This window comes from Flavobacterium sp. YO64, assembly GCF_004119505.1.
GTDB lineage: Bacteria > Bacteroidota > Bacteroidia > Flavobacteriales > Flavobacteriaceae > Flavobacterium > Flavobacterium oncorhynchi.
Genome location: NZ_NRQV01000016.1, coordinates 60,857 through 75,674 on the forward strand (window position 1 = coordinate 60,857; position 14,818 = coordinate 75,674).

Consider the following 14,818-nt stretch of genomic DNA (forward strand, 5'->3'; position numbering starts at 1 on the left):
TTATATTTTAAATAATTAAAAAGTAACTTCTACTTTTTCATGATTCCTTTAATAGTCTCTTTTTCATTATGATAAACAAAGTACATAAAGCCTAAAAGCAGTGGGATGCCAACGAAATAATTTTCTCTAAAGCCATAAAAAGAAATTGCCGAAAACACAATCGAAATTCCTAAATAAGCCGATATTTTATTCATATCGTATGGTATCGGGTAATATTTATTTCCTAAAACATACGAAATTAACATCATGCTTCCATATGCTGAAATAGTAGCAATCGCTGATCCGTAATAACTGTATTTTGGAATTAAAAAGTAGTTTAAAACTAATGTTACTATTGCGCCAACTATCGAAATGTAGGCTCCAATTTTTGTTTTATCGGTAAGTTTATACCAAACTGATAAATTGTTGTAGATTCCTAAAAAGAAATTTGCCAAAATAATTAATGGCACCACTTTCATGGCTTCCCAATAAGATTTGTTATCTAATAGAAGATATTTTAAAACATCTGCAAAAACAATTACACCTAGCAAAATCAGCGAACCCAAAATCACAAAGTATTTTGTAATAACTGCATATGTTTGGGGAGCATTTTCATTTTTTGCATGACTAAAAAAGAACGGTTCAATTCCTAATCTAAAAGCTGTTGCAAACAAAACCATAAACAAGCCTAATTTGTAACAGGCAGAATAAGCTCCAACTTCAGATTTTGCAAGATTCTCTGGTAATAAATATCCTAACAGAATTTTGTCAAAATGCTCATTAACGGCGAATGCTAAACCTGCTACCAAAATTGGAAGGCCGTATTTCATCATTTTTTTCCAAAGTACAGGATCAAATTTTCGACCAAGTGACATATAATTTGGTGAAAGCACTATAAACGTGGCCAAACTTGCCAGCAGATTGGCAATGAAAATATAGGCAATCTGGAAATTTTCTACATATAAGTTATCCCAAACTGAATTTGGATTTGACGCAGCAAGTTTTGGTAAATAAATCAAAAAGAAAATATTCAACAATAAGTTAATGATAACATTTCCAATTTTAATAGCCGCATACACCATTGGACGCTGATTGGCTCTTAACTTAGAAAATGGCACTAAGACTAAAGCATCTAAAACTAAAATCCAAACAGAATAGGTAATATACTGCACATCGACTTCTGCCCAGGCTGCCAAGGTATTTCTAAATATTAAAGCAGCAAATAAGAAGATTATTGACGACCAAAATATTGATATTGTAGAGGTTGCAATTACATTTTTCTTGTCTTCTTCTGCGCTGTAAAATCTAAAAAAAGCCGTTTCCATTCCGTAGGAAAGTACTACGTTAAAGAAAACCATCCAAGACAAAACAATCGAAACCTCACCATATTCAGCCGTTGGCAAAATACCTGTATATAATCTGACCAGTAAAAAACTAAGCATTCGGGGTAAAACCGTTGCCAGTCCATAAATCGCAGTTTGTTTGAATAGATTTTTATATAATCCCAAAATAGTTTGTAATAAAGTTCGTGAAACAAAAATAACCAATTCTTTGGTTTAATAATGCTTTTGAAGGTTCAATAAAAGCTTAACTATTATTTTATTTAGTTATTTTACTTTCGTCTAATATTTTTACAAAATGAAACCCTTTTGGATTGTATCCTTGATTATAATAAAAACGATGAGCTCCAAAATTTCCTGTAAAAGCATCCAGAACAATACTGCTGCAGCCTAAAGCTATCGCTTTTTGTTCTATAAAATCAGTTAATAATTTACCTATTCCTTTAGAACGGTATTCTGGATTTACAACAAAATTGTCTATCTCGAGATATTTTCCTGTCCACAATTTAGTAGCAGACCAACAGCCCGTAAGTCCTACACAAGTTTCATCTTGAAAAACACCAATTTGAATATAATTATGAGGCACCATCTCAAGGAGAAACGATTTATACTTTTCTACCGTAATCATTGGGTATAGAAATCTCATCGTATCGATTTGGTCCAATATTTCTTCAATCGAAGTAAGCTCACGTATTTGTAAATTCATAATATATAAATAGACCTCAAAAATACTTATTTTTTTTGCTCTCTGTATAATAAGATAAAAAGCAAACATGTTAAATCTATAATAAAGAGAAAAAATCTTGTAATTTTTCTAGGAGTCTTCTTGATAACTTTGTAATACAGGGAATGAGAAAAGCTACAACGCAACCCTAAAAAAGCAAAGCATCGGGACTAATAAAGCTAGTTTGTTCCCATAAAAGACAAAGCAGACAGAGGTGATAAATCTGTTCAATAATTTTATAAAATGGTAATGGTTCTCAATTTTTAGGGTAAATTGAGAATCACCATTTTATAAGCTGACTAGAAAATACAAAACTATTATACAAAAAAAGAGCCGACAATTATTTGTCGGCTCTTTTAGTATTTCATTATTAAATTATCCGTTTAAAGCTTCTGCTCCACCAACGATTTCTAAGATTTCGTTTGTAATAGCAGCTTGACGTGCTTTGTTGTACGTTAATTTTAATTGGTTTCTTAATTCTGTTGCGTTGTCAGTTGCTTTGTGCATAGCTGTCATACGTGCTCCGTGTTCTGAAGCAAATGAATCGCGAATACCTTTGTATAATTGTGTTTTTAAAGACTTAGGAATCAAAGTCAAAACAATTTCTTCTTTTGAAGGTTCGAAAATATAATCTCCAGCAGAAACTGGCGCATCAGATTTAATTGGAGCTAACGGTAAAAATTGTTCTGTTTGAACGATTTGTGTTGCAGCATTTTTAAACTGATTGTAGATTAATTCGATTCTGTCATATTCTCCTGATAAAAATTTCTCAGTCAAATTATCAGCAATTCCAGCAACATTATCAAAAGTTAAATGGTCAAAAATTGCATTATGGTGACCGTGTGCTTTAAAAGATTTACTTAGTACATCATTTCCTTTTTTACCAATAGGAAAAACATCTACTTGTTTTCCAGCATAAAAAGCAGCACGATTTTTAACTTCTTTAATAATATTTGCATTGAATGCTCCACATAAACCTCTATTTGAAGTTATAGCAACAAGTAATACTTTTTTTACTTCACGTTGTGTTGTGTAATCTCCTCCAACTTCACCATCAAGTGTAGCAGAAAGATTTTGCAGCAACTCCGTTAATTTCTCGGCATAAGGGCGCATCGCAGTGATTGCATCTTGTGCTTTCTTAAGCTTTGCTGCAGAAACCATTTTCATTGCCGATGTAATTTGCATCGTCGATGAAACGGAAGTAATTCTATTACGGATTTCCTTTAAATTTGCCATTTGTCGATTAAAAAAATGTGACAATTTGAAAATTAGATAATTAGAAAGTCTCTTAAGATGTTTTCTAATTATCTAATTTACGAATTCTCTAATTAGATATATTTTGCTGAAATTTCTTTTGCTGCTTTTTCGATAACATCAGTAATGTTGTCATCTAATTTTCCAGCTTTCAACGCGTTAAGCGTATCTTTATGTTTACTGTTTAAGTAAGCTAAGAAATCTGCTTCAAATTCTTTTACTTTATTTACAGGTACGTTTCTTAATAAGTTTTTAGAACCAGCGTAAATAATAGCTACTTGATTTTCTACTGTATAAGGATCGTTAAGACCTTGTTTCAAGATTTCAACGTTTCTTTTTCCTTTTTCAATTACGTTTAATGTAACAGAATCTAAGTCAGAACCAAATTTAGCGAAAGCTTCTAATTCACGGAATTGAGCTTGGTCTAATTTTAAAGTTCCAGAAACTTTTTTCATTGATTTAATTTGAGCATTACCTCCAACACGAGATACAGAGATACCTACGTTAATTGCAGGACGAACTCCAGAGTTGAACAAATCTCCATCAAGGAAAATCTGACCATCAGTAATCGAAATTACGTTTGTTGGGATATATGCAGAAACGTCACCAGCCTGAGTTTCGATAATTGGTAATGCAGTTAATGAACCACCACCTTTTACGATAGACTTGATAGAATCTGGTAAATCGTTCATGCTTTTAGCAATACCATCATCAGCAATTACTTTACAAGCACGCTCTAATAAACGAGAGTGTAAGTAGAAAACGTCTCCAGGATAAGCCTCACGTCCCGGTGGTCTTCTTAATAAAAGAGAAACCTCACGGTAAGCAACAGCTTGTTTAGATAAATCATCATACACAATAAGTGCTGGACGACCTGAATCTCTAAAGTATTCACCAATTGCAGCACCCGCGAAAGGAGCATAAACTTGCATTGGAGCTGGATCAGAAGCATTTGCAGCAACGATAACTGTATAAGCCATTGCTCCTTTTTCTTCTAACATTTTTGCGATTCCTGCTACAGTTGAAGCTTTTTGTCCAATTGCAACATATATACAGAATACAGGTTTTCCTGCATCATAAAATTCTTTTTGATTTAAGATTGTATCGATACAAACAGTTGATTTACCTGTTTGACGGTCACCAATTACAAGCTCACGTTGTCCACGACCTACTGGGATCATAGCATCTACTGCTTTTACTCCAGTTTGTAATGGCTCAGTTACTGGCTGACGAAATACAACACCAGGTGCTTTTCTTTCTAAAGGCATTTCATATAATGTTCCACCAATTGGTCCTTTTCCGTCAATTGGAAAACCAAGAGTGTTCACTACACGTCCTACCATTTGCTCACCTACTTTAAGAGAAGCAATACGTTGAGTTCTTTTTGCAGTAGATCCTTCTTTAATTCCTGTTGATGGTCCTAAAAGTACCACACCAACATTGTCTTCTTCAAGATTCAATACGATACCTTCCATACCGTTATCAAATTCTACTAACTCACCATATTGAACATTAGACAGCCCGTAAACACGAGCAATACCATCTCCAACTTGAAGTACTGTTCCTACTTCCTCCAGCGTAGCACCAGATTCAAAACCTTCTACTTGCTTTCTTAATATTGCTGAAATTTCAGCAGGTTTGATTTCCGCCATCTTAATTTATAATTTAGACACTTTTATGTGTAATAAAACTAATTACTTAACTCTCTTTTTAATACTTGTAATCTGTTTGCAACAGATGCATTGTATTGATTATCACCTATTCTTAAAATAAATCCACCAATAATTGAAGGATCTACTATATTTTCAATTGTAATTTTTTTGTCTGACAAAGTTGCGATTTTAGCTAAAACTTTAGCTTCTAATGCAGCATCCATTGGAATTGCAGTTGTTACTTTCGCAGTTTCAACTCCGTTGCTTTCGTCAAATAATTTATTGTATTCTACTGCAATTGCATCTAGAATTTCAAATCTTTTGTTTTCGAATAATAAATGAAATAAACCTTTAGTTACACCATTTACATTTGCAAAAACTTCTAAAAGAGCACTTTCTTTAACTTCAACTTTTGTAGTTTGGTTTTGAATAAATGCGCTTAATTCTGAATTATTTTCAATCGCTGATGCAATTGATTTCATATCGTTATTTACAGCTTCGGCAACACCTTTAGAGTTTGCTAAGTCTAGAATTGCTTTTGCATAACGAATTGCTGCTCTTGTACTTGCCATAATCTTAGTTTAACTTTACGTCACCTAACATTTTCTCAACTAATTTAGTTTGAGATTCTTTGTTAGATAATTCTTCTTTCAATAATTTTTCAGCGATGCTTAAAGATAGACTTGAAACTTGTGATTTCAATTCTGCCATTGCAGCATTTTTTTCACTTTCGATAGCCGCTTTAGCTTGCTCAATTAATTTTTGACCTTGCTCTTGTGCATCGTTTTTAGAATCAGCAATAATTTGCTCTCTCATTTCACGTGCTTCTTTCAACATAGCATCACGTTCTGCACGAGCTTCTTTTAAAATACGCTCATTATCTGCAGTTAAGTTTTCCATTTCTCTGCGAGCAGCTTCTGCTGAAGCTAAAGCATTGTTGATAGATTCCTCACGGCTTTTTACAGCTCCTAAAATTGGTTTCCAAGCAAATTTTGCTAAAAGAATAAAGAAAACAATAAAGATAATTGTTGTCCAAAAAATTAAACTTTCCGGTGAAGTTAATTGCATAACATTATATGTTTAAAAATTGTTTGTCGTTTTTTTTAAAAAAACTTCCTGGAGCCAACCGCTGCAGGAAGTTTTAAGTTTTAATTATTTTGCGATTAACGCAACAACTACTGCGAAAAGAGCAACCCCTTCAATAAGTGCAGCAGCAATAATCATAGCAGTCTGGATTTTTCCAGCAGCTTCTGGCTGACGAGCAATAGCGTCCATTGCAGAACCACCAATTTTTCCAATACCAATACCTGCACCAATTACAGCTAATCCAGCTCCGATTCCAGCTAATATCATAATAATAAATTTATATAGTTAATAATTAAAAAAACTCTGATTAATGATGATCGTGCTCTTCAACAGCCTGACCAATAAATAATGCTGAAAGCAATGTAAATACATATGCTTGTAATGCAGCAACTAACATCTCTAATACACTCATGAACAATACAAACGCTCCAGAAACTGGTCCAATTGCAACTGATTTAAATATGAAGATTAAAGAAACTAAACTCAAGATAATAATATGCCCTGCAGTAATGTTTGCAAATAAACGAATCATTAAAGCGAATGGCTTAGTAAGCATTCCAATGATCTCTACGGGAATCATAATTGGAGCTAACCACACAGGAACTCCTGGTGTATTAAAAATATGCCCCCAATAATTTTTGTTTCCGCTTAAAGTTGTAACTACAAACGTAATAAATGCCATTACAAATGTAAAGTAAATATTTCCTGTTAAGTTTGAACTGAATGGGAAGAATGGAATTAAACCGATAAGGTTATTAATCCAAATAAAGAAAAAGATAGTTAAAAGATACGGCATGTATTTCGCGTACTTTTTTGTACCTATATTAGGAATAGCAATTTCGTCTCTAACAAAAGTTACAAGCGGCTCTAAAAATCCAGCCAATCCTGTTGGCGCTTTGTCGTTTTTCTTGTATGATCTTGCAACTGCAAAAAACATAATAAACAAAATAATTGCCGACATTAACATTGAGAAAACATTTTTTGTAATAGAGAAATCTAAAGGTCTTGCATCAAAAGCAAAAGCTCCGTTATCTTTTACATCTTGTGGCAATCCTTCAAATTTGTCAGCGTAAAAAATTATTTCTTTATAACGAACAAATTTTTGACCGTTGATATCAACAACATGTTCTCCTGAATTGTCGTGGTGAAATTTTGCAGATGAAAAAATTTCTAAACCATTTGCTGTCCATAAAATAACTGGAAGGCTAAAAGAGATTGGATGACCATCCCAGTCAGCAATATGAAAATCGTGAGCATCTCCAGTATGCGCATTGATTAATTCACTAGCGTTAAACTCTTCTTCGACTTTATGAGCAACAGTTTCTCCGTGGCCATTTGTCTCTGCATGACTTCCTTCTGCTAATTCGACATTTTCGTGTGCAGCTGAAGCACTGTCAACAGGCGTTGATGCGAAATTTATCGACGAAGTAAGTGCTAATAAGGTAACTAATAAGTACTGAACTGGTTTATTGGAAATTATCATTATTAAAACTGTATCTAATTTTAGGTTTCAAAAATTTTTTGCAAAGGTACATTTTTAATTTAAAACTGAAAATATATCGATATAATTTTTAAAATTTCCGTTTCAAAATGCGATATATTTAATAATGAGACTATTAACCCTTGTTTATAAGCCTAATTGTAAAGACTGTCTCAAAAAGTAAAAACAAAAAATAAGGGATAAAAAACGCACTTACATCTACTATAGGATTAGCAACGCCTGACTTTATAAACGGAATTAAGAAAACAACAGCCGCCATCATTCTAAAAAAACTAGCGCCAAGAAACGTAAAACCGGTATAAGTCGAGAAATTTTTATTGATATAAATAAGTAAAAGATACACTATAAAAGTGGCCAAAATATTGAACAAATAAATACTCCATGCGGCATAGAAAAAGTTATATTTATCTGACAAAGACTGCATTATAAAATACTGAGCAGCAAACAACACAATTGAAAAAGGGATAAAATACTTTAGGAAATCTACAGTTCTATTCATTACTTGTTTAAATTTTTAACTTGTCTGATGACATTATAAAGTGCTAAAAAAACAGAGAATAAAGAAAGAACAATTGTCCAAAGCGATCCTCCGTTAGAATACTTTTCGTCTAACCAGGTGCCAAAGTAACTAAATAAAAAAATAATTATCCCCATTTGAAAGGGGATATTTATAAGTGCAATCCATTTGTTATTTTGTTTATTATTCGGATCCTTATCCATCTTTTAGGGTTACTTCCTTATTGTTAGTTATCATGGTACAAGTTGCTGTAAATTCAGCTCCAGGTTCTATAGAAAGTTTTCCAACGGCAACTTCGCCGTGAATTTGTGCAGATTCTTTAATATTAAGAATTTCTAGAACTTTAATTTTTCCACGAAACTCGCCTTCAATATCAGCGTTGTTACAAATGATCTCTCCTTTTACAACACCGCTTGCTCCAATGACTAATTTTCCTTCGGATGTAAAATTTCCAATCAATTCGCCGTCAAGCCTAAAATCAGCTTTCGAAACAATATCTCCTATTATAGAGGTTCCTTCAACAATTCGATTTGTTTTTCCTAGAAGTTCTGTTCCGTTTTTTTTACTTTATCAAACATTATTATGGGGTTTTTGGGGTCAAATAGACTTCGAGATTTTTCTTGATTTGAACCACCTTGTAATTATCGCTCGATATAATTACTGCAGGTTGAGCGATTTTAAATCTTTTATCATCTCTCAAAACGCCAGCCACATCTTTAGCATAAGCTTCAGATTTTACTCCGTGAATAACAACAAAACTTTCAGTCTTATTGTATTTATCTACTGAAGTTGTCAGACGCTGATAATTTTCAACAGCTAAAAAGCTTTTAATCACATCTTCGATATGTTTAGCTGTTTTACTGTCATTACTCGCAATTGGATATATTATTTTCCAATTTTTATTGTCTTCTGTTGTAAAATTAAGACGTTCTAAAACTGGAACTTGCTTTTCTAGAATCTCTCTTGCATTTTTACCCTCTTCACTATTTGGATAATTATCTGCAACTGTTTCTAAACCTTTTTTATACGCTTCCAATCCGTTAACCTTTCCTAATGTATTTGCTTTAAGCAATTCATATTTAGAAACTATTTCATCTCCTGAATACTGATTAATTAAATTATCAATATTATCTAAAACAACATTAAACTGCTCTTCTTGATAGAGTTTGAACCATTTTTGATATTCTTTATCTGGCGACGAAAGGTCGTCTGTTTTTACATTATTTAAAATTTGAGCATATCGTGAGTTCGGATATGTTGCTATAATGTTTGCTTTTATTGCTTGTGCCTTTGCTGGATCAGTAATTTGATAAATTTTATACAAATTGTACATTGCCGGCAATACCAATTTTTCTTCTGGATTATTTTTTAATAATTGTTCCAGCTTATCGCTCGCCAAAGCATATTCATTAAACTTTTCTTTATATATAAGTCCTAATTGATAGTACGCAAAATTGCGGTCTTTACTAATACTATCAATAGCCGTTTGCGATTTAGGAAGCTTATTTTCATAAAAAGCAGTAGTATATTTTTCGACAACAACGGTATCTTTTAATGCATTTGCATTTTCCAGATTATTTATTGTGTCATTCATTGCGGTATTATTTGCAGATTTTATAGCTGCCAATCTCCAATTTCCGCCCATTGTTCTATTACCCCACATTTTCTTAAATTGCAATTTTCCATAGGCAACTGTAGTTGGATTATAGAAATAAAAAGTACTTGCTACATCATTTCCAGATTGAGGTTTTAATCCGCCGTCAAAATCAACAGGTTTCCCTAATGAATTAGGATTAATTGCTGTTGGCGCATTTGAAGCATTCGTATTTCGATCAATATTTGCCAGCTTCTCTTTTTCTCTTTCTTCTAAAATTCGTTTTGCTTCATCTTTCTTTTTCAGTTCAGCAATATAATTTTCAAAGTAGGTTTTTCTCTCAGCCTCTGGCAGTTTATATACCTTAATTATACTGTCATTAATTTTAGCAATTGCTTCGTACTTAATAACATTGTCAAGGTTTTTTCTGTTTTTTTCAATAAAAGCAAACTCTCTGGTTTTTGGGTTTAACTTCGTTAATGTACTGTCATAATATTTAGCAGCCATTGAATAATCTGTATTTTTAAAATACATATTTCCAATGTTTCGATAAGCCGATGCCATTAAATATGGGTCTTTGGATTTTCTGCCTAATGATTTATTATAAAATTTCAGTGCATTTTCAGTATCTTTCTTTTTATCATAGTAAACCGCCATTTCATAAAACAAAACATCATAATAAGGTCTGTTTTCACGATCTGCAACTAGTTTATTGTATGTTTTTAAGAAAATAGTATCGTTACCGCTTGCGTAATCGTACATCTGTGCTTTTTTTGCATAAGCATGCATCATATATTTTCGATCGGCTTTACGATTCATATCAATTACACCATCGTAAAAATAGTTTGCACTATCTTTTTTTCCAGCCTCTTGATACATCTGCCCTAAAATAAAACGGTATCTGGCACGATCTTCATTTATTTTGGTGAATTTCTCGGCAATTTTAAGCTTTGTTACTGCGCTGTCTCTTTGTTCTAAATTTAAAAATGCTTCAGCCAAAAGTGCGTTAGCATCTGAAAAAGTCTGTTTCTTTAAATCTGTATTTTTTAATAATAGGTTGATGTTTTTTACAACAATTGCATCATTTCCTAAACGCATATTAGTTTTTTCGCGCCAGATTTTCGCGGTATAAATATTACTGCTGTTTGGGTATTTGTATAAAATATAATTGAATGCTTCTAAAGCTGGTATAAAACGCTGATCGTAATATCTGGCTTTTCCAAGCATTAAATAAGCTTCGTCTATTTGAGAGTTTCTTTCTCGTCCTCCAATATTCATTGAATGCTTTTGAATTGCTTTTGTAGCTTTTGTTTCGGCTAATTCAAAATCAGGATTTTTTGCTTTTTCTTCATCAGAAAAGTTTTCATCAAACTGCATTTTTTCTATTGGAAGTATTTTCCAAAAGTTGTCCTGATTATTCGCATATATAGATTGTAAACCTTTATCGAGGCCTATTCCGCCATTATACAAAATATTATATTTTGTACTTAAAGCATGTGAATTCCTCGATACAAAGCTGTTATTTTTGGTAGAACAAGCTATCAAAAGGAATAAAAAAACAAGAAAAAAACTATATTTAAGAGTATTCTTTTTCAATAGAACTGATTTTAAAGCATAAACTACCAAAAAGCATTTTTAGTATAAAGACTTGTAAAAATACGCTTCTTTTTGAAATATAGAAACTTATACTGCAAAAAACGATTCAAGCTCTTGCAGGGTTTCTTTTGATGTTTGAATATCTTTTACAATTTCGCCTTTGTTAAGCGCCACAATACGATCGCAAACCTCTACTGTATGCTGTAAATCGTGACTTGAAACCAAAACAGTTACATTTGGATTATCTGCCAGTTCTCTGATGATTTTCTTTAATCGGCTTACTGTAGTTGGATCTAAATTTGCAAAAGGCTCATCTAAAATAACAACTTCAGGATTACCAATTAAAGTCGCTATAATACCTACCTTTTTTTGGTTTCCTTTAGATAAATCACGCAGATACTTTTTATTATTTAATATTTCTCCGTTAAAAAATTCCTCATGTTCTGCTAACAAAGCATCAACATCAGCTTTATTTTGACGACGTAAATCACCAATAAAATAAAAATATTCCTCTGGAGTTAAATATCCAATTAAAAAACTCTCGTCAAGAAATGAACCTGTAAATGATTTCCAATTTTCGCTTGTATTTACCTGAATATCATTATTTTTTATAGATCCTGTTGACGGCTGAACCAAATCTAAAAGCAGACTAAAAAAAGTTGTTTTACCTGCTCCGTTGTTCCCTACTAATCCAAAACTTTGTCCTTTTGGGATTTCAAGATTATTAATATTTAAAACTGTAGTTCCGTTATATTTTTTTGAAAGTTGATTTGCTTGTATCATTTTAATTTTAGATTTTAGATTGTTGATTTTAGATTAAAAATCTATTTTTTCTTTGATTGTCAATCAGATAAAAATTATCGAATTATCGAATTGGCACATTTTCTAATGACGTTAATTCTTTTGTTTGTAAGCACTTATCGTACTATACTTTTCTATTTTGTATCTCTTTTCGATTACTGAAAATACTTTTTCTTTAAAGACTAAACCTAAAACTCCTGCCGTGGCAACCAAAGCTAATGCAACCGTTTTATCAGCAAAATGAAGTCCAAGCCAATACAGCAGTAATGGCAAAAATACTTTTGGCAGCGAAAGCAGCATAGCACTTACATTAAAAGCTTTTTTGTCCCCAAAAGCCCCGCCAGCACTACTTAAATCAATAGGTGTTTTTGTAAATGCTCCTCCTAAAAGCACTAAATGTGAGTTTACACCAATATTATAAATGGCACCAACAACAATGGTTAAATAAACTTCCCATCCGTAAAAAAGATAAAATGAAGCCAAAACGGTTGAAACAAAAGTAGCAATAACAATCAGCCACCATTTTGAAGTAATGTATCCGCGATACGGAATATTTTGTGTCATCATCAATTGGTAATAAGAACTATCCCAGCTTGGTACAAACTGACCAAAAACAAATAAAAATCCGCCCGAAACAAATATTCCTCCAAAAATTTGCATTACTTGCGGCTGACTTGTGTTTCCAAAAAAGAGCAGGCCGTAAAACAAGAAAACAACACTCAAAAAAATGGTTGTTTTTGATCTTTTGTTTCTTTTAATAAGTTTAATATCATTCTTTAGAAATGTTCCAACTGTTCCAAATTGATTCAACCACGAAAGATTCTCAGTTGTAGCAATATCCTCTTTTACTGAAAGTCCAGCATCTAGATATAAATTCTTCTTGAAATACTTAAAAGTAAAAAGATATAGACCTGCTAATACCCAAACCGGAATTAAAAATAGCCCGTCAATTTCATAAAACCCTTGAAAAACAGGTGTAGTAAACGTCGTAATATCAAATAATTTATAATACTGAGCAGCTGCCAAAACTAAAATTATTCCAATAAAAACAACAAACAATTTATCTATGTTGCTTAATATAATATTTAGAAAATTATTGATGTATACTAAAGACAGTATGGCTAAATGCCAAAAAATAATTTCGATTAGATCATATCCATTTAAAATTAGTACAACCGAAAACGGAATAAAAAACAAAGCATGAACCCAATTGAAAAATGACAGCATTGTTTTGCCAAGAGAGAAATGAACAATAACTGATTTTTTAAAAGGCAAAACCAGCAAAGGTTTAATATTTAAAACTGGAATAGACTGTACTAATAATCGAACAACTAAATCGAACAAAAAATAATAAATTAAAAATTTATTGACGGTTTGCAACGGATCGAGATTCATTTTTTTAAGAGCATAAAATACTCCAACACCCGCTCCTATAAAAATTAATGAAAAATATATCATTAAAAACCCCAGTAAAATCTTCATCGCCAAATTTTTACCAAATGATGCAGATCTGGCAAAGGCTTTCCATTCAAGGTAAATAAACTTTTTAATCATTGTTAATTTGTTTTGATTTTGGTAGTAAGAGATCAAATGTAGGAAAACGTTACAAAAAAGTTAAAAAAATATTTTAGTAAGTGTCAATTACTTAGTCTTTGCTACTTTTGCAAAAAAAATTAATCATGCCTTCATTCTTAAAACTAATAATTAAAGAGGTAAAACGTGAAACTGCCGATGCTGTTTCTGTACTTTTTAATGTTCCTGAAGAACTTAAATCAGATTATAAATTTATAGCTGGACAATACATCAATTTAAAACTAACACTTGATAATCAGGAAATTCGTCGTGCTTATTCAATTTGTTCTGCGCCAGAAAGCGGTGAATTACGAATTGCGGTAAAAGCGGTTAAAAATGGTTTATTCTCGCAATTTGCAAATACAAAGCTTAAAGCAGGAGATGTTCTTGAAGTTGGTCATCCAGAAGGTAAATTTACCTTTGAACCTGACGCTGAAAGACAAAAAAACTATGTGGCTTTTGCGGCAGGAAGCGGTATAACACCTGTTTTGTCTATTTTAAAATCAGTTTTAAAAAGCGAACCAAAAAGCTCATTTGTATTAGTTTACGGAAACAAAACTCCTGACGAAACTATTTTTCATCAAGAATTACATGATTTACAATTGCAATACGTAGGTCGCTTTTTTGTGCATTATGTTTACAGCCAGGCAAAAGTTGAAAATGCATTATTTGGCCGAATCGAAAAATCGGCAGTGAATTTTGTTTTAAATAACAAACACAAAGAATTAGAATTTGATAAATTTTTCTTGTGTGGACCTGAAGAAATGATCAACACGGTTTCTAATGTTTTGAAAGAGAAAAACGTAAAAGAATCTGCTATTAAGTTTGAGCTTTTTATTGCTTCTTCAAAAGAAAATGAAATCAAAACTTCATTAGAAGGACATACAAAAATTACTGTTTTAGTTGATGATGAAGAAGTTACTTTTGAGATGTCTCAAAAACAAACTATTCTGGATGCGGCTTTAAAACAAGGTGTCGATGCTCCTTATTCTTGTCAAGGCGGTATTTGCAGCAGCTGTTTAGGACGTGTAACTGCGGGTTCTGCCGAAATGACAAAAAATTCTATTTTAACAGATAGTGAAATTGCAGAAGGTTTAATTTTAACTTGTCAGGCACATCCAACATCTGAAACTATTTATGTTGATTACGACGACGTATAGTCTGTATTAAATTCTAAAATATAAAATCCAAATTCCAATTTT

Annotated in this window: 14 protein-coding genes and 1 pseudogene; 1 reads left to right on the top strand and 14 read right to left on the bottom strand. The window is 32.2% G+C overall.

The window, feature by feature from the left end:
- Window positions 1–29 precede the first annotated feature (29 nt).
- From BOW57_RS13080 to BOW57_RS13145, 14 genes and pseudogenes are all read right to left on the bottom strand, one after another.
- The gene (locus BOW57_RS13080) at window positions 30–1,487 is read right to left on the bottom strand and encodes a lipopolysaccharide biosynthesis protein (RefSeq protein ID WP_129054842.1); all 1,458 of its coding nucleotides are present in this window, start codon (window positions 1,485–1,487) and stop codon (window positions 30–32) included.
- A 91-nt stretch (window positions 1,488–1,578) separates the two neighbouring features.
- A complete protein-coding gene (locus tag BOW57_RS13085) occupies window positions 1,579–2,025 on the bottom strand; it encodes a GNAT family N-acetyltransferase (protein WP_129054844.1) in 447 nt (148 codons plus the stop codon).
- Window positions 2,026–2,418: 393 nt separating this feature from the next.
- The gene (gene atpG / locus BOW57_RS13090; RefSeq protein WP_089053559.1) at window positions 2,419–3,279 is read right to left on the bottom strand and encodes an ATP synthase F1 subunit gamma; all 861 of its coding nucleotides are present in this window, start codon (window positions 3,277–3,279) and stop codon (window positions 2,419–2,421) included.
- Between the two features lie 92 nt (window positions 3,280–3,371).
- Entirely contained in the window at window positions 3,372–4,949 is a 1,578-nt protein-coding gene (gene atpA / locus BOW57_RS13095; RefSeq protein ID WP_089053558.1) for a F0F1 ATP synthase subunit alpha, read from the bottom strand.
- Between the two features lie 38 nt (window positions 4,950–4,987).
- Complete coding sequence (gene atpH / locus BOW57_RS13100; RefSeq protein ID WP_089053557.1) at window positions 4,988–5,521, bottom strand: ATP synthase F1 subunit delta; 534 nt, start codon at window positions 5,519–5,521, stop codon at window positions 4,988–4,990.
- Between the two features lie 4 nt (window positions 5,522–5,525).
- Window positions 5,526–6,017 (bottom strand): F0F1 ATP synthase subunit B, encoded by a 492-nt coding sequence (locus tag BOW57_RS13105; protein WP_089053556.1) that lies wholly within the window; start codon window positions 6,015–6,017, stop codon window positions 5,526–5,528.
- A gap of 84 nt (window positions 6,018–6,101) precedes the next feature.
- The gene (atpE, locus tag BOW57_RS13110) at window positions 6,102–6,302 is read right to left on the bottom strand and encodes an ATP synthase F0 subunit C (RefSeq protein ID WP_111422948.1); all 201 of its coding nucleotides are present in this window, start codon (window positions 6,300–6,302) and stop codon (window positions 6,102–6,104) included.
- Between the two features lie 40 nt (window positions 6,303–6,342).
- Window positions 6,343–7,518, bottom strand: a complete 1,176-nt coding sequence (atpB, locus tag BOW57_RS13115; protein WP_129054847.1) for a F0F1 ATP synthase subunit A — start codon at window positions 7,516–7,518, stop codon at window positions 6,343–6,345.
- Between the two features lie 133 nt (window positions 7,519–7,651).
- The gene (locus tag BOW57_RS13120; protein WP_129054849.1) at window positions 7,652–8,035 is read right to left on the bottom strand and encodes a hypothetical protein; all 384 of its coding nucleotides are present in this window, start codon (window positions 8,033–8,035) and stop codon (window positions 7,652–7,654) included.
- A complete protein-coding gene (locus BOW57_RS13125; protein WP_129054851.1) occupies window positions 8,035–8,256 on the bottom strand; it encodes an AtpZ/AtpI family protein in 222 nt (73 codons plus the stop codon). The genes BOW57_RS13120 and BOW57_RS13125 overlap by 1 nt, the downstream gene beginning before the upstream one ends.
- A pseudogene (locus BOW57_RS13130) lies at window positions 8,249–8,631 on the bottom strand (polymer-forming cytoskeletal protein). The gene BOW57_RS13125 and the pseudogene BOW57_RS13130 overlap by 8 nt, the downstream one beginning before the upstream one ends.
- Before the next feature lie 2 nt (window positions 8,632–8,633).
- Entirely contained in the window at window positions 8,634–11,243 is a 2,610-nt protein-coding gene (locus BOW57_RS13135) for a tetratricopeptide repeat protein (RefSeq protein ID WP_129054853.1), read from the bottom strand.
- An 87-nt stretch (window positions 11,244–11,330) separates the two neighbouring features.
- On the bottom strand, window positions 11,331–12,026 hold the full coding sequence (locus tag BOW57_RS13140; RefSeq protein ID WP_129023321.1) for an ABC transporter ATP-binding protein: 696 nt from the start codon (window positions 12,024–12,026) through the stop codon (window positions 11,331–11,333).
- A gap of 111 nt (window positions 12,027–12,137) precedes the next feature.
- Window positions 12,138–13,598: a DUF5687 family protein gene (locus BOW57_RS13145; protein WP_129054855.1), complete on the bottom strand. Its 1,461-nt coding sequence runs from the start codon at window positions 13,596–13,598 to the stop codon at window positions 12,138–12,140.
- Window positions 13,599–13,723: 125 nt separating this feature from the next.
- Here BOW57_RS13145 and BOW57_RS13150 point away from each other — a divergent pair, with 125 nt between their 5' ends.
- A complete protein-coding gene (locus BOW57_RS13150) occupies window positions 13,724–14,776 on the top strand; it encodes a 2Fe-2S iron-sulfur cluster-binding protein (protein WP_129054857.1) in 1,053 nt (350 codons plus the stop codon).
- The last annotated feature ends 42 nt before the right edge of the window (window positions 14,777–14,818 follow it).

Coding starts and splice junctions, on each gene's coding strand:
- BOW57_RS13085 (WP_129054844.1), bottom strand. CDS start 2,025: ATGAATTTACAAATACGTGAGCTTACTTCGATTGAAGAAATATTGGAC.
- atpG (WP_089053559.1), bottom strand. CDS start 3,279: ATGGCAAATTTAAAGGAAATCCGTAATAGAATTACTTCCGTTTCATCG.
- atpA (WP_089053558.1), bottom strand. CDS start 4,949: ATGGCGGAAATCAAACCTGCTGAAATTTCAGCAATATTAAGAAAGCAA.
- atpH (WP_089053557.1), bottom strand. CDS start 5,521: ATGGCAAGTACAAGAGCAGCAATTCGTTATGCAAAAGCAATTCTAGAC.
- BOW57_RS13105 (WP_089053556.1), bottom strand. CDS start 6,017: ATGCAATTAACTTCACCGGAAAGTTTAATTTTTTGGACAACAATTATC.
- atpE (WP_111422948.1), bottom strand. CDS start 6,302: ATGATATTAGCTGGAATCGGAGCTGGATTAGCTGTAATTGGTGCAGGT.
- atpB (WP_129054847.1), bottom strand. CDS start 7,518: ATGATAATTTCCAATAAACCAGTTCAGTACTTATTAGTTACCTTATTA.
- BOW57_RS13120 (WP_129054849.1), bottom strand. CDS start 8,035: ATGAATAGAACTGTAGATTTCCTAAAGTATTTTATCCCTTTTTCAATT.
- BOW57_RS13125 (WP_129054851.1), bottom strand. CDS start 8,256: ATGGATAAGGATCCGAATAATAAACAAAATAACAAATGGATTGCACTT.
- BOW57_RS13140 (WP_129023321.1), bottom strand. CDS start 12,026: ATGATACAAGCAAATCAACTTTCAAAAAAATATAACGGAACTACAGTT.
- BOW57_RS13145 (WP_129054855.1), bottom strand. CDS start 13,598: ATGATTAAAAAGTTTATTTACCTTGAATGGAAAGCCTTTGCCAGATCT.
- BOW57_RS13150 (WP_129054857.1), top strand. CDS start 13,724: ATGCCTTCATTCTTAAAACTAATAATTAAAGAGGTAAAACGTGAAACT.